Source organism: Streptomyces sp. NPDC029139 (assembly GCF_055564335.1).
Genome location: NZ_JBVHWN010000001.1, coordinates 1 through 24,686 on the forward strand (window position 1 = coordinate 1; position 24,686 = coordinate 24,686).

The 24,686-nt window shown below is 72.0% G+C and carries 22 protein-coding genes; 4 read left to right on the forward strand and 18 right to left on the reverse strand.

From position 1 onward, the window contains the following. Positions 1-594: integrase core domain-containing protein (locus ACZ4VW_RS00005; protein WP_467956713.1), on the forward strand; the 594-nt coding region annotated here is incomplete at its 5' end. On the opposite strand, the gene ACZ4VW_RS00010 is transcribed toward ACZ4VW_RS00005, so the two are convergent. The 4 genes from ACZ4VW_RS00010 to ACZ4VW_RS00025 all read right to left on the reverse strand — a co-directional run bounded on the left by ACZ4VW_RS00010 (position 591) and on the right by ACZ4VW_RS00025 (position 6,287). Beyond that, entirely contained in the window at positions 591-1,175 is a 585-nt protein-coding gene (locus ACZ4VW_RS00010) for a hypothetical protein (RefSeq protein ID WP_467956715.1), read from the reverse strand. The two genes, ACZ4VW_RS00005 and ACZ4VW_RS00010, sit on opposite strands and share 4 nt — an antisense overlap. A 39-nt stretch (positions 1,176-1,214) precedes the next feature. Continuing rightward, positions 1,215-1,784, reverse strand: a complete 570-nt coding sequence (locus tag ACZ4VW_RS00015; protein WP_467956717.1) for a GNAT family N-acetyltransferase — start codon at positions 1,782-1,784, stop codon at positions 1,215-1,217. Beyond that, positions 1,762-4,008 carry an MMPL family transporter gene (locus ACZ4VW_RS00020; RefSeq protein WP_467956719.1) on the reverse strand — a complete coding sequence of 749 codons (2,247 nt, stop codon included), beginning with the start codon at positions 4,006-4,008 and terminating at the stop codon, positions 1,762-1,764. Before ACZ4VW_RS00020 ends, ACZ4VW_RS00015 begins: the two co-directional genes overlap by 23 nt. Before the next feature lie 188 nt (positions 4,009-4,196). Then, complete coding sequence (locus ACZ4VW_RS00025) at positions 4,197-6,287, reverse strand: phosphocholine-specific phospholipase C (protein ID WP_467956721.1); 2,091 nt, start codon at positions 6,285-6,287, stop codon at positions 4,197-4,199. Positions 6,288-6,632: 345 nt separating this feature from the next. Between ACZ4VW_RS00025 and ACZ4VW_RS00030 the strand changes: the two genes are divergently transcribed. Beyond that, entirely contained in the window at positions 6,633-7,103 is a 471-nt protein-coding gene (locus ACZ4VW_RS00030) for a DUF4265 domain-containing protein (protein ID WP_467956723.1), read from the forward strand. 31 nt (positions 7,104-7,134) lie between these two features. On the opposite strand, the gene ACZ4VW_RS00035 is transcribed toward ACZ4VW_RS00030, so the two are convergent. The 10 genes from ACZ4VW_RS00035 to ACZ4VW_RS00080 all read right to left on the reverse strand — a co-directional run bounded on the left by ACZ4VW_RS00035 (position 7,135) and on the right by ACZ4VW_RS00080 (position 18,372). Next, positions 7,135-7,512 carry a DUF1304 domain-containing protein gene (locus ACZ4VW_RS00035; RefSeq protein ID WP_467956725.1) on the reverse strand — a complete coding sequence of 126 codons (378 nt, stop codon included), beginning with the start codon at positions 7,510-7,512 and terminating at the stop codon, positions 7,135-7,137. 203 nt (positions 7,513-7,715) lie between these two features. Further along, positions 7,716-9,227, reverse strand: a complete 1,512-nt coding sequence (gene gatB / locus ACZ4VW_RS00040; protein ID WP_467956727.1) for an Asp-tRNA(Asn)/Glu-tRNA(Gln) amidotransferase subunit GatB — start codon at positions 9,225-9,227, stop codon at positions 7,716-7,718. 16 nt (positions 9,228-9,243) lie between these two features. Next, positions 9,244-9,477, reverse strand: a complete 234-nt coding sequence (locus ACZ4VW_RS00045) for a hypothetical protein (protein ID WP_467958099.1) — start codon at positions 9,475-9,477, stop codon at positions 9,244-9,246. Between the two features lie 5 nt (positions 9,478-9,482). After that, positions 9,483-10,982 carry an Asp-tRNA(Asn)/Glu-tRNA(Gln) amidotransferase subunit GatA gene (gene gatA / locus ACZ4VW_RS00050; protein WP_467956729.1) on the reverse strand — a complete coding sequence of 500 codons (1,500 nt, stop codon included), beginning with the start codon at positions 10,980-10,982 and terminating at the stop codon, positions 9,483-9,485. A gap of 4 nt (positions 10,983-10,986) precedes the next feature. Next, positions 10,987-11,283, reverse strand: a complete 297-nt coding sequence (gene gatC, locus ACZ4VW_RS00055; protein WP_015036350.1) for an Asp-tRNA(Asn)/Glu-tRNA(Gln) amidotransferase subunit GatC — start codon at positions 11,281-11,283, stop codon at positions 10,987-10,989. A 102-nt stretch (positions 11,284-11,385) separates the two neighbouring features. After that, on the reverse strand, positions 11,386-13,488 hold the full coding sequence (locus ACZ4VW_RS00060; protein WP_467956731.1) for a putative bifunctional diguanylate cyclase/phosphodiesterase: 2,103 nt from the start codon (positions 13,486-13,488) through the stop codon (positions 11,386-11,388). A 217-nt stretch (positions 13,489-13,705) separates the two neighbouring features. Beyond that, a complete protein-coding gene (ligA, locus tag ACZ4VW_RS00065; protein WP_467956733.1) occupies positions 13,706-15,886 on the reverse strand; it encodes an NAD-dependent DNA ligase LigA in 2,181 nt (726 codons plus the stop codon). A gap of 33 nt (positions 15,887-15,919) precedes the next feature. Next, on the reverse strand, positions 15,920-16,918 hold the full coding sequence (locus ACZ4VW_RS00070; protein ID WP_467956735.1) for a methionine synthase: 999 nt from the start codon (positions 16,916-16,918) through the stop codon (positions 15,920-15,922). Between the two features lie 208 nt (positions 16,919-17,126). Beyond that, the gene (locus ACZ4VW_RS00075; protein WP_467956737.1) at positions 17,127-17,825 is read right to left on the reverse strand and encodes an SDR family oxidoreductase; all 699 of its coding nucleotides are present in this window, start codon (positions 17,823-17,825) and stop codon (positions 17,127-17,129) included. A gap of 7 nt (positions 17,826-17,832) precedes the next feature. Continuing rightward, on the reverse strand, positions 17,833-18,372 hold the full coding sequence (locus ACZ4VW_RS00080; RefSeq protein ID WP_467956739.1) for an LOG family protein: 540 nt from the start codon (positions 18,370-18,372) through the stop codon (positions 17,833-17,835). Positions 18,373-18,469: 97 nt separating this feature from the next. Between ACZ4VW_RS00080 and ACZ4VW_RS00085 the strand changes: the two genes are divergently transcribed. Further along, positions 18,470-19,279 (forward strand): alpha/beta fold hydrolase, encoded by an 810-nt coding sequence (locus tag ACZ4VW_RS00085; protein ID WP_467956741.1) that lies wholly within the window; start codon positions 18,470-18,472, stop codon positions 19,277-19,279. 149 nt (positions 19,280-19,428) lie between these two features. On the opposite strand, the gene mnmA is transcribed toward ACZ4VW_RS00085, so the two are convergent. Beyond that, complete coding sequence (gene mnmA / locus ACZ4VW_RS00090) at positions 19,429-20,553, reverse strand: tRNA 2-thiouridine(34) synthase MnmA (RefSeq protein ID WP_467956743.1); 1,125 nt, start codon at positions 20,551-20,553, stop codon at positions 19,429-19,431. 61 nt (positions 20,554-20,614) lie between these two features. Here mnmA and ACZ4VW_RS00095 point away from each other — a divergent pair, with 61 nt between their 5' ends. Next, the gene (locus tag ACZ4VW_RS00095; RefSeq protein WP_467958101.1) at positions 20,615-21,265 is read left to right on the forward strand and encodes an N-acetylmuramoyl-L-alanine amidase; all 651 of its coding nucleotides are present in this window, start codon (positions 20,615-20,617) and stop codon (positions 21,263-21,265) included. On the opposite strand, the gene ACZ4VW_RS00100 is transcribed toward ACZ4VW_RS00095, so the two are convergent. The 3 genes from ACZ4VW_RS00100 to ACZ4VW_RS00110 all read right to left on the reverse strand — a co-directional run bounded on the left by ACZ4VW_RS00100 (position 21,258) and on the right by ACZ4VW_RS00110 (position 24,403). Further along, entirely contained in the window at positions 21,258-22,421 is a 1,164-nt protein-coding gene (locus ACZ4VW_RS00100) for a cysteine desulfurase family protein (protein ID WP_467956745.1), read from the reverse strand. The genes ACZ4VW_RS00095 and ACZ4VW_RS00100 overlap by 8 nt on opposite strands. 432 nt (positions 22,422-22,853) lie before the next feature. Continuing rightward, positions 22,854-23,702, reverse strand: coding sequence for a thioesterase family protein (locus tag ACZ4VW_RS00105; RefSeq protein ID WP_467956747.1), 849 nt, complete (start codon positions 23,700-23,702; stop codon positions 22,854-22,856). A 26-nt stretch (positions 23,703-23,728) separates the two neighbouring features. Next, complete coding sequence (locus ACZ4VW_RS00110) at positions 23,729-24,403, reverse strand: trimeric intracellular cation channel family protein (RefSeq protein WP_467956749.1); 675 nt, start codon at positions 24,401-24,403, stop codon at positions 23,729-23,731. Positions 24,404-24,686 lie beyond the last annotated feature (283 nt).

Below are 24,686 nucleotides of genomic sequence, written 5' to 3' on the forward strand. Positions count from 1 at the left end.
ACCGGCACCCTGATCCGCCGCTACGAACGCGAACGGCCCGGCGAGCTGATCCACGTCGACGTGAAGAAACTCGGCCGGATCCCCGACGGCGGCGGCCACAAGACCAACGGCCGCGAGGCCGGCCGGCCGATCCGCGGTATGGGTTTCGACTACGTCCACTCCGCCGTCGACGACCACTCCCGACTCGCCTACAGCGAGATCCACCCCGACGAGAAAGTCGCGACCTGCGCGGCCTTCCTCACCCGCGCGGCCGCGTTCTTCCACACCCACGGCATCACCCGCATCGAACGGGTCCTGACCGACAACGCCTGGGCCTACCGCAAGGGCCTTGCCTGGAAGGCAGTCCTGGCCGAACTCGGCGCGACCGGCAAGCTCACCCGCGCCTACCGACCCCAGACCAACGGCAAGGTCGAACGCTTCAACCGCACCCTGCTCGACGAATGGGCCTACATCCGGCCGTACAGCAGCAACACCGAGCGAACCAAAGCCCTGACAGACTTCCTCCACACCTACAACCACCACCGCTGCCACACCGCACTCGACGGACACCCACCCATCACCCGCGTCAACAACCCTGCGGGTCAATACACCTAGGAGGCGGTCGGCAGACTCAGGAACAGGTCGAGGTACATGCCCGCCGACAGGAACAGGCCGATTCCGCCCAGGACGGCGCCGGCGACCGCCACGGCCCGGACCCAGACGGGCCGCTGCGGGCGGGTGAGGACGACCACCGCGGTGATCAGGGCGAGGAGCGAGAAGACGCCGTTGACGAGGGCGGTGGTGTGCCAGGCGTCGCCGTAGATCTCGGAGATCTGCTGGGCCGCCGTGCCGCCCTGGGCCTTGATCTGGCCGATGAGCGTCTCGCGCTCGCTCGCGATCTTTCCGACCCAGGTGCCGGAAAGGGCGGCGAGCCCGAGGCCGGCGGAGACGACGGCCGCGGCGGCCGCGCCGACGCCGGAGGGGGCGAGGCCCTTCCCGGCGTCGGCGCCGTTCCGCTCGGTCCGCTGATCCAGCTCGTCCCGCTCGTCGTGCTCGTCGTGTTCGTCCTCGAAGGTGTCGACGGCCTCCACGGCGTCCACAGCGTCCGTGGTGCGCTCGGTCTCGTCGCTCTTGGCGATCCGAGCCGCGTCGGCGGTCTCGGCGGTCTCGGCGGTCTCGTCAGTCTTGGCATTCATGAGCCGCACGCTAGGTGCCGCTCATGAGAGGGGCCTTAATCAAGACGACGCCTGCCCCGCCCTGAGCGCCTTCCACTCCGGCGCGAGCACCGACCAGACCTCCAGGTCCTGGCGCTCGCCCCGGTACGGGAAGCTCTGGCGCAGCACGCCGTCCTTGGTCATGCCCAGCCGTCGGGCCACCGCGATGCTGGCCTCGTTCTTCGTGGAGACCAGCCACTCCACCCGGTGGATGCCGCGTTCCAGGATCGCCCAGTCGATGATCGTCCGCGAGGCGCGGGTGATCAGGCCCTTGCCGACCGCCGAGGGCTCCAGCCAGCAGCCGGCCTCGGCCGTGCCGTGCTTCACGTCCATGGTGCGGAAGAGCACGCCGCCGACCAGGGTGCCCTCGGTCCAGATGCCGTAGATGCGGCCGGTGTCGCTCGCGGCCTTCTCGGCGTACGTCCGGAGGAAGGCACGGGTCGAGTCGAGATCCGCGGCGGCGTCGGCGAGGCCGATGTGCTGCCCCACGAACTCCCGACCGCGGTCCATGTGGGTGAGGAACTCCTCGGCGTGCCAAGGCTCCAGGGGCCTCAGCTCGGCGCCGTCGTCACCCAGCGATATCGCGAACATCCTCGTCGTCCTCCGCCGTCGAAATCGTCACACGTTGTGTGGGGATCTTCGCACGGGCGTCGGCGACGGCGCGGGACTCGGGGGGTTCGATGCTGATCCTGGGCAGCCGGCGGTCGAGCCAGCGCGGCAGCCACCAGTTCGCCCCGCCGAGCATGTGCATGAGCGCGGGGACGAGCAGCGTACGGAGGACGAAGGCGTCGAGGGCGACGGCGGCCGCGAGCGCGATGCCGAACATCGCGATCACCCGGTCGCCGGAGAGGACGAAGGCGAGGAAGACGGAGATCATGATGACCGCCGCGGAGTTGATCACCCGGCTGGTCTCGGCGAGGCCGACCCTGACCGCCCGCCGGTTGTCGCCGGTCTCCAGCCACTCCTCGTACATCCGGCTCACCAGGAAGACCTGGTAGTCCATCGAGAGTCCGAAGAGCACGGACACCATGATCACGGGGAGGAAGGGTTCGATCGGGCCCGCGCTGCCGAGCCCGAGCAGTTCGCTGCCCCAGCCCCACTGGAAGATCGCGACGACGATCCCGAAGGCGGAGGCGACGGCGGCCACGTTCATCAGCGCGGCCTTCAGCGGGATGCCGATCGACCGGAAGGCGAGCAGGAGCAGCAGACTGCCGAGCGCGACCACGACGCCCACGAAGAGCGGCAGCTTGCCGACGATGATCTCCGCGAAGTCGTCGTACGAGGCGGTGACGCCGCCGACGTGCACGTCCAGCGAGGTGCCCTGCTCGGTCGAGGGCAGGACGTCCTGGCGCAGCCGGTCGACGAGCTCGCTGGTGGACTTGGACTGGGGCGAGGACTCCGGTACGACGGTCAGGACGGCCGTGTCCCCCGCGCCGTTGTACGCGATCGGCGAGACGGACTCGACGCCACGGGTGTTCGCCAGCTCGGCCGGGAGCTCCCCGAGCGCGACCCGGTCGTCGGCGCCGTCGATCTGGGCGACGAGGGTGAGCGGCCCGTTCACGCCGGGGCCGAAGCCCTCGGCGAGCAGGTCGTACGCCTTCCGGGTCGTCGCCGTGCCCGGGCCGTTGCCCTGGTCGGAGGTGCCGAGGTGGAGCGAGAGGGTCGGCAGGGCCAGGACGAGCATGACGACGGCGGCGACCGCGCCGAGCAGCTTGGGGTGGCGCTCGACGAAGGCGGACCAGCGGGCGGCGAAGCCGGTCGGCAGCACGGGCTGCGGGCCGTGTTCGGCGAGCTGCCGCCGCTCGCGCCGGCTGAGCGCCCGCATGCCGATGAGGGAGAGCAGGGCGGGCAGCAGGGTGACGGAGGCGGCGACGGTGAGGACCACGGTCAGGGAGGCGGCGATCGCCACGCCGTTGAGGAAGCTGAGTCTGAGGATCAGCATGCCGAGCAGCGCGATGCAGACGGTGGCGCCCGCGAAGACGACGGCACGGCCGGTGGTCGCCACCGCGATCTGGGCGGATTCGGCGACCGGCAGACCGCGTTTGAGGCCCTTGCGGTGGCGGGTGACGATGAACAGCGCGTAGTCGATGCCGACGCCGAGGCCGATGAGCAGGCCCAGCATCGGGGCGAAGTCGGCGACCGTCATGACGTGGCCGAGGAGTGCGATCCCGGAGTAGGCGATGCCGACGCTGACGAGGGCGGTGGCGATGGGGAGCGCGGAGGCGGCGAGCGAGCCGAAGGCGAGGAAGAGGACGAGGGCCGCGACGACGACGCCGACGGCCTCGGCCATGTGCCCGCCGGGCGCCTCGGTGAGGGCGACGGCGCTGCCGCCGAGTTCGACCTGGACGCCGTCGCCGGCGGCCGTGCGGGCCGTGTCGACCAGGGCCTGGGCCTCGGCCTTCGGGATGTCGTCGGCCTGCTCGTGGAACAGGACGGCGGCGTAGGCGGTGTGCCCGTCCTCGCTGATCTGGGCACGGGCGGCCGGATGGTCGCCGTACGGGGAGGTCACCGCGGCGATGCCGGGCAGCTCGGCCACCTCGTCGAGCATCTCGGTCATGCGCTGCTCGACGCCGATGGCGCGGACGCTGCCCGTGTCGGTGTGCCAGACGATGGTGTCGCTGTCGCCGCCGGCGCCGGGGAAGCCCTTCTCGAGGAGGGCGGTGGCACGACCGGACTCGGTACCCGGCACCTCGTAGTCGTTCGAGTACGCGTTGCCCGCGACCGATGCTCCGGCGACGGCTCCGCCGAGGGCGATGAGCCAGAGCAGAACGGCGACGAGGCGGTGCTTGATGCACCACCGTGCGATGGCTGCCAAAGGGGGTGCTCCCTGGTGGGTGGTTCGTGGATCTTTACCGGGGAACAGCCCGCAAAGAACACATGACCTACTGAGGCCACTGTTACAGCCTTAAAAGATCGTTTGTCCCTTTCGTGGCGATACTCACAGTGGTGCGCGGGGCCCGGGCTGCCGGCCCGGGCCCCGCGCACACACCGGGTGCGGGGATCTCAGCCGGAGACGCTCGGACGACCGTTCTCGATGTGTCCCATCAGCCGCCGGCGGAAGCCGCCGGGGGCCGTCACCTCGAGGTCGTACCAGCCGTGCGCGTCGGCGGCCGAGTGGACGAGGGTACGGCTCCGGCCGGGCTTCACGGTGACGGTGCGGGTCCAGTCGTCGAGGTCGTCGAAGTCGACGTAGCCGAGCGGCCGGACGGTGAAGGCGAGCGGGGCGTCCGCGGTGTTGTGGACGGTGATGTGCAGGTCACGGTCGTGGTGGTCGATGGACGAGGTGACCTCGGCACCGCCCGCGGCCGGCCCCTCGAACTCGCGGCGGAAGCCGTTCGGGCCGGTGATCGTGAACCGGTAACGATCACGCGTAAGAGGGACCGCCCATTGCGCCGTGCCCCTGACATCGCGGTGCTGGGGTACGGCGAACTCTCCGGCGTACGGGTAGAGCGCGAAGTGCGCGCTCGCCTTCCCGCTGTTCTTCAGGCTGACCGTGATCTCCTTCTCCCCCACCCGCGCGACGGCGTCCGGCTGGTACGGCAGCGGACGGGCGGGACGCGTGCCGGGCTCCTGCGCCGGCATCCGCTGGACGAGCGGGGGCTGCGGCCGCCAGCGGCCGGAGAACGGCGGGATGGGGCCGGGCTGCTCGACCTCGGGCCGGCGGTGACCGCGGCGGAAGTCGAAGGCGGAGGTCAGGTCGCCGGTGACGGCGCGGCGCCAGGGGGTGATGTTCGGCTCCTGGATGCCGGTGAGCCGTTCGAGGAAGCGGACCACGGAGGTGTGGTCGAAGGTTTCGGAGCAGACGTAGCCGCCGACCGACCAAGGGGAGACGACGAGCAGCGGGACGCGGATGCCGAGGCCGGTGGGCAGGCCCTTCCAGCGCTCGTCCGTGGTGTCGGCGGGCGGGACGGGCGGCGGCACGTGGTCGAAGAAGCCGTCGTTCTCGTCGTAGTTGATCAGCACGGCGGTGTGGCGCCAGACGTCGGGGTGGGAACCGAGGGCGTCGAGCACCTTGTAGACGAGGGTGGCGGAGGCGATCGGGGAGGAGGAGCCGGGGTGCTCGGAGTCGATCGCGGAGGGGACGAGGTACGAGACCTCCGGCAGCGTCCCCGCGGCCACGTCGGCGCGGAAGGCGTCGGCCAGTGTGCCGGTCTCCACGCGGCGCAGTCCGCGCTCGAAGAGTGAGCGCTCGGCGTCGGTGAGCGTGGTGACGCCGTCCTCGAGGGCGGCGAGGAGCCTGGCCCGCTCGTCCGGGTCCTGCGTGTCACGGACGGCCGCGTAGAAGGACTCCATGAAGGTGTGCCCGCCGGTGGTGGCGAGCGCCTTGCGGGCGATCTTCTTGAAGCTGGTGAAGAACTCGATGTTGTTGTCGGTGAAGTTCTCCCACTCGGTGTACGTCTTCCAGCTCCGCCCGGCCGCCTCCAGGCGCTCGGCGTAGGTGGTCCAGGCGTAGCCGGGGTGGGTGCCCTCGGCGTACGCGGCGTTCGTGACGGCACGGCTGCCGTCGGCCTCGAAGCCGGACCAGCCGGACCACAGGTGGTTCCGGTTCGGGCTCGTCGAGGTGTGGATGGAGGAGTGGTAGGCGTCGCAGATGGTGAAGGTGTCGGCGAGTTCGTAGTGCAGCGGCAGGTCCTGCCGGTCGTAGTACGCCATCGTCGCCGCGGTCTTGGCGGAGACCCAGCCGTCCATCCAGCCTTCGTGCCATGCCTTGGCGCCGCCGCTCCAGGAGTGGTCGAGGTCGCCGATGTACTGGAGGTCCTTCTTCTGGGTCTCGGCGGCGCCCCGGATCGGGAACGGCAGCACGGTCCGGCCGAGCGCGGCCGGCTGCTCGAAGACCGGCTTGCCGGAGGGGAGCTCGATGGCGTTGCGGTCGCCGAACCCGCGGACGCCGCGCAGGGTGCCGAAGTAGTGGTCGAAGGACCGGTTCTCCTGCATCAGGATCACGACGTGCTTCACCGCCGCCATCCCGCCGGCCGGCGGCCCCGCGGCCATGGCCGCCTGCAGCGACGGCGGAAGCAACGATCCTGCGGCGGCGGCGCCGAGGGCGCCTCCACCCAGTGCGAGCAGCCTTCTGCGAGACATCTCGGGTGACACGAACGACCTCCAGACGACGGCCAATGGTTCGCCTTCGAGCCATTGGGTGGTTCGCCGGGGAACGGTAGTGAGACCGGGTGACGGAGAGAAGACCTCGCGCCGACCGGGCGGCGAACGTCCAACACCTGGGTGCCGAGAGTCCAAGTCGGTGCGCGGACGCGGGGCCCGTGGAGGTGTCCGGGTCGGCGGGGCCCGGGTGGAGGTGCCCGGGTCGGCGGTGCGCGGGCCGGGGTGTCCGGGTGGGCGGTGCGCGGGCCGGGGTGTCCGGGTGGGGTGGCCGGGTCGGCGGGTGCACCAGGGAGCGGTGCGCGGGTGGGCGGGAGCGCGGTGAGCGATGCTGTCGTGATGAGCGAAGGACGCATCAAGGTCTGGTTCCGCTTCGTGCCGCGCGAGGGCTGGCTCCCCCAGGACACCGAGGGCCTCTGGGCGACGCCGGTCGGCCCCGACACGGCACGCGTGGACAACGTGCCGTTCCTTCAGAACGGCGTCGCCCAGGGCGATGTCGTCCGCTACACGACGGACGTGGACGGCAGGCACTGGGCGGCGGAACGCGTGGCGGCGTCCGAGAACTGCACGCTGCGCGTCCTCCCGGTCCCGTCCGGCCCGCTGGGCCCCAGCGCGGCCGCGGTCCACCGGCGGCTCGCCCCGTTCGGCCTCGGCGGCGAGTCCTTCAGCGAGGACTTCCCGCTCGTGGCCCTGAACGTCCCGGCGGACGCGCCGTTCGCCGAGATCAAGGAGCTGCTCGCCCGAGGCCAGAGAGAGGGGTGGTGGCACTGGGAGACCGGGTGCCGGACGGAGGCGTGGGAGGCGGCCTGAGCGGGCGGGCGGCAGACGTGAGCGCCCGGTTCTAGAGGAGTTCGGTCAGGAGGATGACCACGCCCGGGATCGCCTGGCCCAGGGCGCCGCGCCAGAGCTTGGGGTCGGAGACGGCGAGCATGACGCCGCCGCCGACCATGAACGCGGAGACGTAGAGGATCAGCGTCCGGCCGACGGTCTCGTGGTCGAGATGGAGGGCGACGAAGCCGGCGATCATGCCGAGGGCCAGGAAGAGGTTGTAGAAACCGACGTTGAAGCGCCAGAGGCGGACCTCGGGGGCGTCGGCGGAACTGCCGGTGAGGAAGACGCGTACGGCGGCGTGACGGGAGTACAGGAAGCTCTCCAGCGGCCAGACGAAGACGTGGACGGCGGCGGCGATCAGGGCGAAGACCTGGCTGACGGCATGCATGGCGCACATGGTCCCGGGCGCGGGGAGGGCGGGACGGGTACGCCGCGCGGGTTCACCCGCTCGCCGGAACCACCCGCGTGAACGCGCACCGGACGATCGTGCCGGGGCCGCGCTCCCCCCACGCCCCGATGCCACGAAGAAGGCGGCGCCCCGGGCCGTGAGACCCGGGGCGCCGCCCTCCTACCCGTACACGATCCAGCGGATCAGCCCTCGGAGACGCCCAGGCGCTCCAGGATGAGTTCCTTCACGCGCGCCGCGTCCGCCTGGCCGCGGGTCGCCTTCATGACCGCGCCGACCAGGGCGCCGACCGCCGCGACCTTGCCGCCGCGGATCTTGTCGGCGATGGCCGCGTTCGACGCGATGGCCTCGTCGACCGCCGTGCCGAGCGCACCCTCGTCGGAGACGACCTTCAGGCCGCGCTTCTCGACGACCTCGTCCGGGCCGCCCTCACCGGCGAGCACGCCCTCGATGACCTGACGGGCCAGCTTGTCGGTGAGGTCACCGGAGGCCACCAGCTCAGTCACCCGGGCGACCTGCGCCGGGGTGATGGGCAGCTCGTCCAGGGCCGTGCCCGACTCGTTGGCGGAGCGGGCCAGTTCGCCCATCCACCACTTGCGGGCCTGGTCCGCCGGAGCACCGGCGTCCGTGGTCGCGACGATCAGGTCGACCGCGCCCGCGTTGAGGATCGACTGCATGTCGTGCTCGGAGACGCCCCACTCCTCGCGGAGCCGGTTGCGGCGCACCCGCGGCAGCTCGGGCAGCCCGGCGCGCAGCTCCTCGACCCACTCGCGGGCCGGGGCGACGGGCACGAGGTCGGGCTCCGGGAAGTACCGGTAGTCCTCGGCGTTGTCCTTGATCCGGCCGGAGGTGGTGGAGCCGTCGTCCTCGTGGAAGTGACGGGTCTCCTGCACGATCGTGCCGCCCGACTCGAGGACGGCCGCGTGGCGCTGGATCTCGAAGCGCGCCGCCCGCTCCACCGAACGGAGCGAGTTGACGTTCTTCGTCTCCGAGCGGGTGCCGAAGACCTTGGTGCCGTGCGGGCGCAGCGACAGGTTCACGTCGCAGCGCATCTGGCCCTTGTCCATCCGCGCCTCGGAGACGCCCAGCGCGCGGATCAGCTCGCGCAGCTCGGCGACGTACGCCTTGGCGACCTCGGGAGCACGCTCACCCGCGCCCTCGATCGGCTTGGTGACGATCTCGATGAGCGGGATGCCGGCACGGTTGTAGTCGAGCAGGGAGTGCGAGGCGCCGTGGATACGGCCCGTGGCACCACCGATGTGCGTCGACTTGCCGGTGTCCTCCTCCATGTGGGCGCGCTCGATCTCCACGCGGAAGATCTCGCCGTCCTCCAGCTGGACGTCCAGATAGCCGTTGAAGGCGATCGGCTCGTCGTACTGCGAGGTCTGGAAGTTCTTCGGCATGTCCGGATAGAAGTAGTTCTTCCGGGCGAAGCGGCACCACTCGGCGATCTCGCAGTTCAGCGCGAGACCGATCTTGACGGCCGACTCGACGCCGATCGCGTTGACGACCGGGAGCGAGCCGGGCAGGCCGAGACAGGTGGGGCAGGTCTGCGAGTTGGGCTCGGCGCCCAGCTCGGTCGAACAGCCGCAGAACATCTTGGTCTTCGTACCGAGTTCGACATGGACCTCCAGGCCCATGACGGGGTCGTACGCAGCGAGAGCCGCGTCGTACGACAGCAGTTCAGTGACGGTCACGGTGAGACTTTCCCTCTCAGCCCAGCAGGACGTCGTCGTCGCCCAGGCGCTTCAGCTCCCGGTAGAGGATCGCCAGGCCGGTAACGATGGCGGCGGCGGACACGGCGGCGTCGACGAGCCGCAGCATGTCGCCGTCGTTGCGGGCCAGCCTCGCCTGCTTCGCGACACTGACCGCGCCGAACGCGGTGGTGGCCAGCGACACGTAGACGCCGGTCTTCGACTTCTTGAAGTTCTTGGCCTTCTTTGCCATGGCACTCACAGCGACGGAGCCTCCTCGAGCAGCGGGTGCCCCCACTTTTCCACGAAGGCGGCCTCGACGGCGGCGCCGACCTTGTACAGCCGGTCGTCCTTCAGGGCGGGGGCGATGATCTGCAGGCCGACGGGCAGGCCGTCCTCCGACGCGAGACCGCAGGGCAGCGACATGGCGGCGTTGCCCGCCAGGTTGGTCGGAATGGTGCACAGGTCCGCGAGGTACATCGCCATCGGGTCGTCGGCGCGCTCGCCGATCGGGAAGGCGGTGGTGGGGGTCGTCGGGGAGACGATCACGTCCACCTGCTCGAACGCCTTCTCGAACTCGCGGGTGATGAGGGTCCGGACCTTCTGGGCCGAGCCGAACCAGGCGTCGTAGTAGCCGGAGCTCAGCGCGTACGTGCCCAGGATGATGCGGCGCTTGACCTCGGGGCCGAAGCCGGCCTCACGGGTGAGGGCGGTGACGTCCTCGGCCGACTTGGTGCCGTCGTCGCCGACCCGCAGGCCGTAGCGCATGGCGTCGAAGCGGGCCAGGTTCGAGGAGCACTCGGACGGCGCGATGAGGTAGTACGCCGAAAGGGCGAGGTCGAAGGTCGGGCAGTCCAGCTCGACGATCTCCGCGCCCAGCGACTTCAGCAGCTCGACGGACTCGTCGAAGCGCTGGACGACACCGGCCTGGTAGCCCTCGCCGCGGAACTGCTTGACGACACCGACGCGCATGCCGGCGACGGAGCCGTTGCGGGCCGCCTCGACGACCGGCGGGACCGGGGCGTCGATGGAGGTCGAGTCGAGCGGGTCGTGCCCGGCGATGGCCTCGTGGAGCAGCGCCGCGTCCAGGACCGTACGGGCGCAGGGGCCGCCCTGGTCGAGGGAGGAGGAGAAGGCCACCATGCCGTAGCGGGAGACCGCGCCGTAGGTCGGCTTGACGCCGACGGTGCCGGTGACGGCGGCGGGCTGACGGATCGAACCGCCGGTGTCCGTGCCGATGGCGAGCGGGGCCTCGTACGAGGCGAGGGCGGCGGAGGAGCCACCGCCGGAGCCGCCGGGGATCCGAGTGAGGTCCCAGGGGTTGCCGGTCGGGCCGTAGGCACTGTTCTCGGTGGAGGACCCCATGGCGAACTCGTCCATGTTGGTCTTGCCGAGGATGACGACGTCGGCGGCCTTGAGCCTCTTGACCAGGGTCGCGTCGTACGGCGGGATCCAGCCTTCGAGGATCTTCGAACCGACGGTCGTCGGGATGCCGACGGTGGTGAAGATGTCCTTCAGCGCGAGGGGGACGCCGGCCAGCGGGCCGAGCTTCTCGCCCCGGGCGCGCTTCTCGTCCACGGCGCGGGCCTGGGCGAGGGCTCCCTCGCGGTCGACGTGCAGGAAGGCGTGGACCTTCTCGTCGACGGCCTCGATGCGGGCGAGGTGGGCCTCGGTCACCTCGACCGCGGTGAGCTCGCCCGCGGCGATCTTCCCGGCGATCTCGGCGGCCGTGAGCTTGATGATGGTGCTGTCCGTCATGTGATTAGTCCTCCCCCAGGATCTGCGGCACCTTGAAACGCTGCTGCTCCTGGGCCGGGGCGCCGGAGAGCGCCTGCTCGGGGGTGAGCGACGGACGGACCTCGTCCGCGCGCATGACGTTGGTCAGCGGCAGCGGGTGGGAGGTCGGCGGTACGTCTTGGTCGGCGACCTCGGAGACGCGGGCGACCGCGCCGATGATGTCGTCGAGCTGACCGGCGAAGTGATCGAGCTCTTCGCCCTTCAGCTCCAGACGCGCCAGCCGTGCGAGGTGGGCGACCTCCTCGCGCGTGATGCCAGGCATGCGTTCCTCACGGGGTGGGTTTTGATGGTGTTGGCCCAATCCTATGGGGCTCGCACCGCTACCCGTGAAACGGTTTGCCTCCGGGCGCTCGGGGCCCGGCGTTCACTGCACCACCTGGTCGGTGTTCAGCTCGGCCGCCAGGTCGGCCGGACGGCGCCAGCCGTGCTCGCCGCGGGCGAGGAGCCAGGCCGTGGTCTCGGCGGGCGGCATGGCGGCGGCGACGAGCCAGCCCTGGACCGCGTCGCAGCCCAGGTCGCGCAGGCGCTCCCAGGTCTCGTCGTCCTCGACGCCCTCCGCGACCACGAGGAGGCCGAGCGAGTGGGCGAGGTCGAGGGTGCAGCGGACGATCTCGGCGTCTTCCGCGTCCACGGCGAGCCGGGCCACGAAGGAGCGGTCGATCTTCAGCTCGCTCACCGGGAGGCGCCGCAGGTGCACCAGGGAGGAGTAGCCGGTGCCGAAGTCGTCCAGGGACATCTTGACGCCGTGGCCGGTCAGACCGGCCATGGTGTCGGCGGCCCGCTGCGGGTCCTCCAGGAGCACGTGCTCCGTTATCTCCAGCTGGAGCGCCCCGGCCGGCACGCCGTGGCGTGCGAGGCGGGCGGCGACCGCGCCGGCGAAGCCGGGGGTGTGGACGTCCCGGGGCGACACGTTGACCGCCACAGGAACGTTCAAGCCCTGCGCGCGCCACCGGGCGACCTGCGCGAGCGCGGTCTCGAGGACGTACTCGGTGAGGTGCGGCATCAGGCCCGAGGACTCGGCGATCGCGATGAACTCGTCCGGGGGGACCCTGCCGCGTTCGGGGTGCACCCAGCGGACCAGGGCCTCCAGGCCGGCGACCTGCCCGTCGAAGCGGACCTTGGGCTGGTAGTGGAGCTCCACCTCGCCGGCGTCCAGGGCGCGGCGCAGGTCGCCGAGGAGGCCGAGCCGGTCGGGGGTGTTGGAGTCGCGCTTCGACTCGTACACCTCCACGCCCGTACGGTCCCGCTTCGCCTGGTACATCGCCACGTCGGCCCGGCGCAGCAGGCCCTCGGCGTCGAGCGCGTGGTCGGGGAAGACCGCGACGCCGGCGCTCGCCTCCAGGACGAGGGTGAGGCCGTCGAGGTCGAGCGGCGAGGAGAGCGCGGCGACGAGGTGGCGTGCGACCCGCTGGGCGCTGGTGGTGGAGTCGGCCGTCGGGAGCAGGACGGCGAACTCGTCGCCGCCGAGTCGTGCGGCCTCCGCTCCGCGCGGCAGGGCGAGCTTGAGCCGCTCCGCGATCTGGAGCAGCAGCCGGTCGCCGGCGAGGTGTCCCAGGGTGTCGTTGACCGATCGGAAACGGTCGAGGTCGATCAGGACGAGCGCGGAGCGCGCACCGTCTCCTTCGGCCTCCTCCAGAGCGGTCCAGGCCCGCTCCAGGAGCCACTGCCGGTTCGGCAGCCCGGTCAGCGGGTCGCGCAGCTGCTCCTCGGCGCGGGCGCGGGCGATCCAGAGGGTGGAGTCGAGGGCGATGAGCGGGACGGCGAAGAGCGGCAGCAGCACCGGCTGCGAGACCGCGACGACGCAGATCAGCGGGGCGATGCCGAGGAGTGCGACGGCGACGAGGCCCTGCCGGAGCAGGGCCGTACGGGCGACGGTCGGCAGGCCGCCGCCCTGGGGCGAAAGGGTGTACCACAGGAGCAGCCGGGTCGCCACGAGGTAGGCGCCCGCGGCGAGCGCCACTTCCGGTACGTCGGCGATCCCCCAGTCGGGGGGCCGCCAGGGCTGTTCGACGCTCGGGACGTCTCCGAAGACGGCGAGGACCAGGGCGGCCGCGCCGATGCCGAGGACGTCCACGGCGCCGTGCAGCAGCCCTTGGCGCCAGCGGTGGCGGCGGGCCGCGCCGACCAGGACGACGACGGCCATGGAGACGAGGCCGGCGGGCACCCAGCCGTACAGCAGCAGGACCGCGAGGGTGAGGGCGGCGCCGGAGCCGGTGCCGCCCCACCAGCGGTCGCGGCCGAGGGCGACCAGGTGTCCGACGATGAACCCGGTCAGGACGGCGAGGGACCAGCCCGCGGTGCCGCCGGGGAAGAGGCCGTGGCCGGTGCTCAGTGCCCGGTAGAGCCCGGTGGCGAGCACGACGGCGGCGACGCCCACCACCACTCCGGGCAGCCCGGAGGTGATGCCCACGAAGGCCGCCCGGCCCAGCGGCCGTGAGACCGGGGCGGCACTCTCGGTCGGTTTCATTCCGTCCCTCTCACAGCCGGCGGTGCCGTTGTCACGCAATGGGCCGTTGTCATGCCGCACGACCGGCAGAGCCCTCACACGGCCGTGCACGACAGACGCACGGTCTCAACACTAGGCTGCGGAGGGCTCCGACGGGCAGCGCTCTCCATGTCTTGCCCGAATGCGACCCGGCCACCCCTAACGATCTGGTATGCGCCGAACGGGTGAGGTTCCGCTTTTACCCTTCGGCCGGCACAGCCGCCTCCCGAGCGGCGTCCGGACCCTCTGCGAGCAGCACCGCGAAGCCGTCCTCGTCCAGAACCGGAACCTTCAGCTGCATGGCCTTGTCGTACTTGGAACCTGGGTTGTCACCGACAACCACGAAGTCGGTCTTCTTCGAAACGGAACCGGTCACCTTCGCTCCGAGGTTCTGGAGCGACTCTTTTGCGCCATCCCTGGTGAAGTTCTCCAGGGTGCCGGTCACGACGACGGTCAGGCCCTCCAGCGGCCGCGGTCCCTGATCCTCACCGGCGCCCTCGTCCTCGAACCGGATCCCTGACGCGCGCCACTTGCGCACGATCTCCCGGTGCCACTCCTCGGAGAACCAGTCCTTCACCGCGGCCGCGATGATCCCGCCGACCCCGTCGACGGCCGCCAGCTCCTCCTCGGAAGCCTGCTCGATCCGCTCCAGCGACCGGAACTCGCGGGCCAGCGCCTGCGCGGCGACCGGCCCCACATGGCGGATCGACAGGCCGTTGATGAACCGGGCCAGCGGCCGCGCCTTGGCCGCCTCGATGTTCGCCAGCATCGCCAGGGCGTTCTTCTTCGGCTCGCCCTTCTGGTTGGCGAAGACCGTGACGACCTTCTCCTCCCCCGTCTTCGGGTCCCGCTTGGGGAGTCCGCTGTCCGGGTCCAGGACGTACGCCTTGATGGGGAGCAGCTGCTCGATGGTGAGGTCGAAGAGATCACCCTCGTCGACCAGCGGCGGCTCGGCCGGTTCGAGGGGGCGCGTCAGCGCCGCGGCGGCCACCGCGCCGAAGTTCTCGATGTCCAGGCACTCGCGCCCGGCCAGGTAGAAGAGACGTTCACGCAGCTGGGCGGGGCAGGTCCGGGCGTTCGGGCAACGGAGATCGATGTCACCCTCCTTCATGGCCCGCAGCGGCGTCCCGCACTCGGGGCACTCCGCGGGCATGACGAACTCCCGCTCGCTGCCGTCGCGCAGGTCGACGACCGGCCCGAGGATCTCCGGGATGACGTCACCGGCCTTGCGCAGCACGACCGTGTCCCCGATCAGCACGCCCTTGGCCTTCACCACCTCCTGGTTGTGGAGGGTGGCGAACTCGACCTCGGAGCCCGCGACCGTGACCGGCTCCACCTGCGCGTACGGCGTGACGCGGCCGGTCCGGCCGACGCCGACCTTGATGTCGAGGAGCTTGGTGTTGACCTCCTCCGGCGCGTACTTCCAGGCGATCGCCCAGCGCGGGGCGCGCGCGGTGGAGCCGAGCCGGCCCTGGAGCGGGATCTCGTCCAGCTTGACGACGACCCCGTCGATCTCGTGCTCCACGGAGTGCCGGTTCTCCCCGAAGTACGCGATGAACTCCCGTACCTCGTCGAGCGAACCGACCACCTTGTTGTGCTGGGCGGTCGGCAGGCCCCACTCGCGCAGCAGCCCGTACGCCTCGGAGAGCCGGGAGATGTCGAAGCCCTCGCGGGCACCGATGCCGTGCACGACCATGTGCAGCGGGCGGGTCGCGGTGACCTTGGGATCCTTCTGGCGCAGCGAACCGGCCGCCGCGTTGCGCGGGTTGGCGAAGGGCTTGTCACCCGCCTCGACCAGGCGGGCGTTGAGGCCCTCGAACGCCTCCATCGGGAAGTAGACCTCGCCGCGGATCTCGACGAGGTCCGGGATGCGGTCCCCGCGCAGCCGGTCCGGGATGTCCGCGATCGTCCGTACGTTGGGCGTGATGTCCTCGCCCGCCCGTCCGTCGCCGCGGGTGGCGGCGCGGGTCAGCCTGCCGTGCTCGTACGTGAGGTTCACGGCGAGGCCGTCGACCTTGAGCTCGCAGAGGAAGTGGTGGTCGGAGGTGCCCACGTCACGGCCGATCCGCTCCGCCCAGGCGGCCAGTTCCAGGTCGTCGAAGGCGTTGTCGAGGGAGAGCATCCGCTCACGGTGCTCGACGGAGGTGAACTCGGTCTCGTACTGGCCCGCGACCTTCTGGGTCGGCGAGTCCGGCGTGCGCAGCTCGGGATGCTCCTCCTCCAGCGCCTCCAGCGCGCGCAGGAGCCGGTCGAACTCGGCGTCGCTGATGACCGGCTGGTCCTTCACGTAGTACCGGAAGCGGTGCTCCTCGACCTGCTCGGCCAGCTCGGCATGCTTCTCCCGTGCCTCGGCGGGCAGGGCCCCCTGTTCGACTGCCACCGTTACTCGTCCTCCCGTTGCATCGGACCGAAGTCACTCAGGGTTGTCCGCGAGTGATCTCGCCGCCTTGGCGCAGTGCGCGAGCGCCGCCCTGGCATATGCCGGTGAAGCGCCCGCGAGACCGCACGTCGGGGTGATCACGACGGACTCGGCGAGAGTCCCCGGATTCAGCCCCAGCCTGCGCCACAGCGTCCTGACACCCATGACGCTACCGCCCGGGTCCGACAATGGGGCGTCGGTCGACGGCACCACGCCCGCGAAGAGCTTGGTGCCGGACTCCACGGCCTCGCCGATCGTCTCCTCGTCACGTTCGGTGAGCAGCCCGAAGTCGAACGAGACCCCCTCGACGCCCGCCCGGCGCAACAGGGCGAACGGGACGTCAGGAGCGCAGGAGTGCACCACGACCGGGCCGTCGTGGACCTCCATCACCTGGCGCAGGGCCGTCTCGACGACCTGGCGGTCGACCGCGCGGTACGTGCGGTAGCCGCTGGCGGTACGGACGTGACCGCGCAGCACGGCCGTGAGCGAGGGCTCGTCGAGCTGGAGCACGAGCCGGGCACCGGGGACCCGCTTGCGGAGCTCGGCGAGGTGGTCGCGCAGGCCCTCGGCGAGGGAGCCGGCGAGGTCCCGGCAGGCGCCGGGGTCGCCGAGCGCCGCCTCACCGCCGCGCCGCTCCAGGGCGGCGGCGAGCGTCCAGGGGCCGACGGCCTGCACCTTGAGCGCGCCTTCGTAACCCTGGGTGAACTCCTCCAGGGCGTCGAGGTCCTCGCCGAGCCAGGAGCGGGCGCGCCGGGTGTCCCGGCCGGGCCGGTCGCTGACCCGCCATCCGCTCGGCTCCACGTGCGCGTACATCTCGACGAGCATCCCGATGGTCCGCCCGACCATGTCGGCGCCCGGGCCACGGGCCGGGAGTTCCGCCAGGAAGGGGAAGTCCTCGAAGGAGCCGGCGACGGTCCTGGCCGCCTCCCGGGCGTCCCCGCCGGGCATGGACCCGACGCCGGTGGCGGGGCCCCACAGGTTCTTGTCAGTCACCCCGGAAGCGTACGTCCCTGTCGCCGCCCGGCCGGACGGGCGGCGAGGGCGAGCCCGGCGGGTGGGGAGGATGAGGGCCGACGGGTGGGGAGGGCGAGACCCGTCCCTGTCGCCACCCGGCCGGACGGGCGGCGAGGGCGAGCCCCGGCGGGTGGCGAGGGCGAGGCCCGACGGCCCGGCCCTCGGCCCCGCTCCGTCGTCGTCGTGGCTAGCGACCCGGGCGGACCGTCAGGTCGTTGATCTCGGCGTCGCGCGGCAGGTCGATGGCCGTGATGATCGTCGTCGCGACCGACTCCGGGTCGATCCAGCGGGAGGGGTCGTACTCCTTGCCCTCCTGCGCGTGCACCTTGGCCTGCATCGGGCTCGCGGTCCGGCCCGGGTAGACGGAGGTGACCCGCACCCCGTTGCCGTGCTCCTCGTGGCGCAGGGAGTCGGCGAGCGCCTTCAGGCCGTGCTTGGAGGCGGCGTAGGCGCCCCACTCGGCGTGGGCGTTGAGCCCGGCGCCGGAGTTGACGAACACCACGTGGCCGTGGGAGACCCGCAGCTGGGGCAGGAAGTGCCGGGTCAGCTCGGCGGGGGCGATGAGGTTGACGTTCAGCTGGTGGCGCCAGGTCTTCGGGGTGAGGTCACCGACCGGCCCGAGGTCCACCACGCCCGCGATGTGCAGGAGGGTGTCGACCCGCTCGGGGAGGTTCTGGTGCGAGAACGCCCAGGAGATCCGGTCGGGGTCGTCGAGGTCGCCGACGAGCGTCCTGGCGCCGGGGAACTCGGCGGCCAGCTCCTTGGCCCTGCCCGCGTCGCGCGCGTGGAGCACGAGGTCGTCCCCGCGCGCGTGGAGACGGCGGGCGACGGCCGCGCCGATGCCGGAACCCGCCCCGGTGATCACATGAGTAGCCATGGGAGCCATGCTCCCATCACACGATGCCCGCCGACTCCTCCAGGTAGGCGAGGGCGGAGACGGCGTCCTCCGCGAAGAAGACGAGGTCCGTCAGCGGCAGGGGCAGGAAGCCCTCGGCCTCCATGCGCTGGAACTGCGTCTTCAGGCCGTCGTAGAACCCGGCCGTGTTCAGCAGGACCACCGGCTTGGTGTGCCTGCCGTGCTTCCGCAACTCCAGGACGTCGGTGGCCTCGTCGAGCGTTCCGGTACCGCCGACCATGATGACGATCGCGTCGGACTTGGCGAGGAGCAGCGCCTTCCTCTCGGCGAGGTCCTTGGCGAAGACCATCTCGTCGGCGTCCGGCCGGGCCTTGGCCGCGAGGAAGTCGACGGAGACGCCGACGAGCCGCCCGCCCGCCTCCCGCACACCGTCGGCGACGACCTTCATCAGGCCGACGTCGGAACCTCCCCACACCAGGGTGTGGCCGGCCTTGCCGAGGCGTTCGGCGAATTCGCGGGCGGGGCCGGTGTAGCGCTCGTCGAGGTCGGCGGCGGAGAGGAAGACGCAGATGTTCATGGCACCCACCGTATCCGTGACCTCGGCTTTCGAGATTTTCTCAGGAATTCCCGCACGGCGCCGATGAGTTCCGGGAGCGCCCTCGGTCATCACTGGCATGGACGAGATGAGCGGCACGCTGAGCAGGTCCCGGGGTCGGGTCACGTCGGGGGACGGGACGCGGATCGCGTACGAGCGGCGCGGGGAGGGGGCGCCGGTGATCCTGGTGGGCGGGGCCCTGTGCACCGGCGAGACGGAGCGGCCGCTGGCCGATCTGCTCGCGCCGCGCTTCTCGGTGGTGACGTACGACCGGCGGGGGCGCGGCGGGAGCGGCGACACCGGGCCGTACACCGTGGAGCGGGAGATCGACGATCTGGCGGCGCTGATCGACGAGGTGGGTGACCGGGTGGCCGTGCACGGCACGTCCTCGGGCGGGGCGCTGGCTCTCGCCGCGGCGGCCGCCGGGCTGCCGATCGACCGGCTGTCGGTCTACGAGCCGCCGTTCTCGGCCGAGGCCGGGGCCCGTGAGACGTTCGGGGACCACCGGCGCCGGCTGACCGGACTGCTGGAGCGGGGGCAGCGGACGGCGGCCCTGGAGCTGTTTCTCGCGGACGCGATGGCACCGGAGACGCTGGCGGGGATGCGGAGTTCGGAGCTGTGGCCGCGGCTTGAGGCGGTGGCGCACACCTTGGCGTACGACCACGCGGTCCTGGGCGACGGCCGGGTGCCGGCCGAGTGGCTGGGGCGGATCCACGCGCGCGTGCTGGTGGTCGACGGCGGTTCGAGCCCGGCGTGGATGCGCCGCGCGGCCCTGGGTGTGTCGACGGCCGTTCCCCGGGCCCGGCACCGCACGCTGACGGGTCAGACCCACATGGTGGCGCCGCATGTGCTCGCGCCGGTGCTGGAGGAGTTCTACGAGGAGGAGTGAGCCGGGGACGTGCCGAGCGCCCCCCTCGGGTGGACGTCCTCGTCGGACGCCCGCCTCCGAGCGCCCTCCCTCGGAGGGGCGCCCTCCCCCTAAGGGACGCCTTGGTCAGACGCCCGCCTCCGACGCCCTCCCCCTAAGGGACTCCTTCGTCAGACGCCCGCCTCCGTGCGTCGTGCCGTCGTCGCGATCGTCGCCGAGCCCACCACGCGCGTGCCGTCGTACAGCACGATCGCCTGGCCGGGGGCGACGCCCCGGACCGGCTCGTCGAAGGAGACCTTCAGCTCGCCGTCCTCCAGCGAGGCCGTCACCTCGGTCTCGCCGCCGTGGGCGCGCAGCTGGGCGGTGTAGCGGCCGGAGCCCTCCGGGGCCGTGCCGCACCAGCGGGGCTTGATCGCCGTGAGCGCGGTGACGTCGAGCGCCTCGGCCGGGCCGACGGTGACCGTGTTGTTCACGGGCGAGATGTCGAGGACGTAGCGCGGCTTGCCGTCCGGTGCCGGGTGGCCGATCCGCAGGCCCTTGCGCTGGCCGATGGTGAAGCCGTACGCGCCCTCGTGGGTGCCCACCTTCGTACCCGACTCGTCGACGATGTCGCCCTCCGCCCGGCCGAGCCGGGAGGCCAGGAAGCCCTGGGTGTCGCCGTCGGCGATGAAGCAGATGTCGTGGCTGTCGGGCTTCTTCGCCACCGCGAGCCCGCGACGCTCCGCCTCCGCCCGGATCTCGTCCTTGGTGGTGAGGGTGTCGCCCAGCGGGAACATCGCGTGGGCCAGCTGCTTCTCGTCCAGGACTCCGAGGACGTACGACTGGTCCTTGGCCATGTCGGAGGCACGGTGCAGCTCGCGCGTGCCGTCCTCGTTCAGGACGACCGTGGCGTAGTGGCCGGTGCAGACCGCGTCGAAACCGAGCGCGAGCGCCTTGTCGAGCAGCGCCGCGAACTTGATCTTCTCGTTGCAGCGCAGGCACGGGTTGGGGGTGCGGCCCGCCTCGTACTCCGCGACGAAGTCGTCGACGACGTCCTCACGGAATCGCTCGGCGAGGTCCCAGACGTAGAAGGGGATGCCGATGACGTCCGCCGCCCGGCGGGCGTCGCGGGAATCCTCGATGGTGCAGCAGCCGCGCGCGCCGGTGCGGAAGGACTGCGGGTTCGCGGAGAGCGCGAGGTGCACGCCGGTGACGTCGTGCCCGGCTTCGGCGGCCCTGGCGGCGGCGACGGCGGAGTCGACGCCACCCGACATGGCGGCAAGGACACGGAGGCGGCGCTGGGGAGTCTCAGTCATAGCTCTACCAGGGTACGGGGCGCCGGGAACCGCCATCACGTGTGTGAGCGTTGTCCTGCACATGGGGAGCGAGAAGAAGCGGGGGGTGGGACGGCGAGCCGTCCTGCTGGGCGGTGGCATCGCGGTGCTGGGTACGGGCGCGCTGGCCCGGGACGAGCTGGCGCGCGCCTGGTGGCGGCTGCCGGGCACGGAGAAGGACCGGGTCGAGGGCGAGCTCGATCACAAGGGCGCCGCCTGGTACGCCGCGTCCCGGGCGAACTGGCGGCGGGCGGACCGGCCCGCGGACTTCACCATCGACCGGGTGGTGATCCATGTCGTCCAGGGCAGCTACGCGACCGCCCTGAAAGTCTTCAAGAACCCGGGGCACGGCGCCGCCACCCATTACGTCGTGCGCAAGGACGGGCAGGTCGCGCAGATGATCCGGGAGCTCGACGTGGCCTTCCACGCCGGGAACCGGGACATGAACGAGCGGAGCGTGGGCATCGAGCACGAGGGCTTCGTCGACCGGCCGCAGGACTTCACGCCGGCGATGTACGCCTCGTCGGCGCGGCTGACCGCCGGGATATGCGCCCGGTACGGCATCCCCGTCGACCGGAAGCACATCATCGGGCACGTCGAGGTGCCCGGGACGGACCACACGGACCCCGGCCCGCACTGGGACTGGAACGGTTACATGCGGCTCGTACGGGAGGCTTCGCGGCAGGTCACATGAGGCCCGCGGTCCGCGCCCGCTCGACGGCCGGGCCGATGGCTCCGGCGACCGCCGCGACGTCCTCCTTCGTGGAGGTGTGGCCGAGGGTGAAGCGCAGGGTGCCCCGGGCGAGGTCCGGGTCGGTGCCGGTGGCGAGCAGCACGTGGCTGGGCTGGGCGACGCCGGCCGTGCAGGCGGAGCCGGTGGAGCATTCGATGCCCTGGGCGTCGAGCAGCAGGAGCAGGGAGTCGCCCTCGCAGCCGGGGAAGGTGAAGTGGGCGTTGGCGGGGAGCCGGTCGACCGGGTCGCCGCCGAGGACGGCGTCGGGGACGGCGGCGAAGACGGCGGCGACGAGGTCGTCGCGCAGGGCGCCGACCTCCCGGGCGAACTCCTCGCGCCGCTCGGCGGCGAGCCGGCCGGCGACCGCGAACGCGGCGATGGCGGGGACGTCCAGGGTGCCGGAGCGGACGTGGCGCTCCTGTCCGCCGCCGTGCAGGACGGGTACGGGGCTGTACTCCCGGCCCAGCAGCAGTGCTCCGATGCCGTACGGGCCGCCGATCTTGTGGCCGGAGACGGTGAGGGCGGCGAGGCCGGAGGCGGCGAAGTCGACCGGAATCTGACCGACCGCCTGGACCGCGTCGGCGTGCAGGGGGACGTCGAACGCGCGGGCCGCATCGGCGAGTTCGCGTACCGGCATGATCGTGCCGATCTCGTTGTTCGCCCACATGACGGTGGCGAGCGCGACGGTCTCCGGCTCGCGCGCGATCGCCTCGCGCAGGGCGTCGGGGTGGACGCGGCCGTACCGGTCCACGGGCAGGTACTCGACGGTGGCGCCCTCGTGCGTGGCGAGCCAGTCCACGGCGTCGAGGACGGCGTGGTGCTCGACAGGGCTGGCCAGGACGCGGGTGCGGGCGGGGTCGGCGTCGCGGCGGGCCCAGTACAGGCCCTTGACGGCGAGGTTGTCGGCCTCGGTGCCACCGGAGGTGAAGACGACCTCACTGGGCCGGGCGCCCAGGGCGGCGGCGAGGGTCTCGCGCGCCTCCTCGACGGTCCGCCGGGCGTGCCGCCCGGCCGCGTGGAGCGAGGAGGCGTTGCCCGTGACGGCGAGCTGGGCGGTCATCGCCTCGATCGCCTCGGGGAGCATGGGCGTGGTCGCGGCGTGGTCGAGGTATGCCATGGTTTCTCGATTCTACGAGGCGGGTGCCGCGCCTCGGGCCCCTGGCCGGTTTACGGCGCCGGCGGCGGGCCCTGGTTGGGTGGACCGGTACGCGCGCCGGGGCCCGGGGGGGGGTGCCCGCCCCCCTCCCTGGAGGACCTTCGTCCGCCGCCACTCCATCGGCCGCTTCGGAGCCCTGGTAGAGGGCGACGACCTCCCGCGCCGCCTCCGCCAGCAACGCGCGGACCTCCGCCGGTTCCAGGACCTCGATGCTGCCGCCGAGGGCCAGGAGGGGGCGGGCCTCGCCCGGTTCGCCGAGAGCCGGTTCGACCTCGGTCCACTCCGCCTCCCCGTGCTCGGGCTCCGTGGCGGGGACGAGGCCCCGGGTCTGGAGGAGCAGCAGGAGGGAGAGCAGCCGGTCCGACTTCACCGGCCCGCGGTAGCCGCGCGGGATCAGCCCCGCGGGGCGCGGGCCAGTTGGCGGGACTGGGCGACGAGCCGGTCGGCGCTGTCCCAGACCTCGGCGTCCTCCTCCAGGAAGCCGCCGGCGAGGTTGCGGGTGGTGATGGAGACGCGCAGCGGGCCGGGGGCCGGGCGGCAGCGGATGTGGGTGGTGAGCTCGACGGTGGGGGTCCAGCCCTTGAGGCCCAGCTCGAAGGAGGTCGGCGGCAGGGCGTCGACGGTGAGGAGCAGGGAGAACGCGTCGGGCTCACGGCCGTCGGCGAGGCCGAACCAGCCGCGCATCTCGCCCCGGCCCGAGGGCGCGCCGATCGCCCAGCCGACGGTGGCCGGGTCGAGCTTGAGGGCGAGCCGCTCGGTGATGGCGTTGGAGCCGGGGATCTGCGGGGTGGGGCCGTCGGAGGCGCCGAAGCAGTTCTCGATGGGCGCGATGGCCGGCGGGGTGGCGGAGGTGCGGACGTCGTCGGGGAGCGCGTCGAGGTCTCCGTACGAGGCGAGGACCCGGATGCGCTCGACCTCGGTGCCGTCCTCGGCGTACTGGAAGAGGGAGGCCTGGCCGGTGGAGAGGGTGCGGCCGGTGCGGACCGTCTCGGTGCGGATCACGGCGGGGCCGGGCACGGAGGGCGTGAGGTAGTGCGCCGAGATCGTGAAGGGGTCCGGGTGCGGCAGGTGGTCGCCGAGGGCGCGGCCGAGCAGGGCGAGGAGGTAGCCGCCGTTGACGGCGTTGATGATCGTCCAACCTGCGGAGAGTTCGGCGTCGTAGACACCGGGGGCGCGGAGGGTGACGGCGGTGTCGCGGTCGAACTCGCTCGTTCCCGCGGTCGTCTCGATGCTCGTGCTCATGGCAACGACGGTACAGCAGTGAAATACTAAGCGGTAGCTTTTTCGGGCTCCTCCTGGGCGGACGAACGCCGGTTCCAGGCACGGGGCGCGCGCCAGTGGTAGCGCATCGCGAGGAGGCGGAGCACGAAGGCCGTCACGACGGCGGTGCCGCTGGTGTACGCGTTGAGGACGTCGAAGCGGATGCAGAGCGCGACCATCGCGGCGCCCACCATCGCGGGCACGGCGTAGAGGTCCCGGTCCCAGCGGAGGAGGGAGGGCACCTCGTTGGCGAGGACGTCGCGCAGGACACCGCCGCCGACGGCGGTCGCGAGGCCGAGCGCGGCGGAGGAGGTGAGGCCGAGGCCGTAGTCGTACGCCTTGGTGGTGCCGGTGACGCAGAAGAGACCGAGGCCGGCGGCGTCGAAGACGTTGACCGCCCTCTGGGTGCGCTCCACCTGGGGGTGCAGGAAGAAGACGAGGACCGTGGCGACGAGCGGCATGAGGAAGTAGCCGAGATCGGTGAAGGCGGCGGGGGGTACGGCGCCGATGATCAGGTCGCGGAGGAGGCCGCCGCCGAGGGCCGTGACCTCGGCGAGGACCGCGATGCCGAAGACGTCGAAGTTCTTGCGCACGGCGAGGAGGGCGCCGGAGATGGCGAAGACGAAGATGCCGACGAGATCGAGGGCGTGTTGTACGGAGGGGCTGAACAGGTCGTGGAGCACCGCCCAATTGTGCCGGGTCCTCGCGGGGCGGGGGCCGCGCGCTGTGGGCGAGCGGACTCCCCCACCCCGCCCCTCCCCGAACCCCTGACGGGACCGGGGGCTCCGCCCCGGAACCCCGGGGGTGCGCGGCAACTGCGCGCCGCGAGCCGGGCGGGCCGCACCGTAGCGCACACGAGGGCGGCACCCCGCGGACCGGGCGGGCTGGACCGTAGCCCCACGAAGCCGGCACCCCGCGCGCCGCGAGCCGGACGCGCCGGACCGTAGCGCCCACGGCACCCCCGCG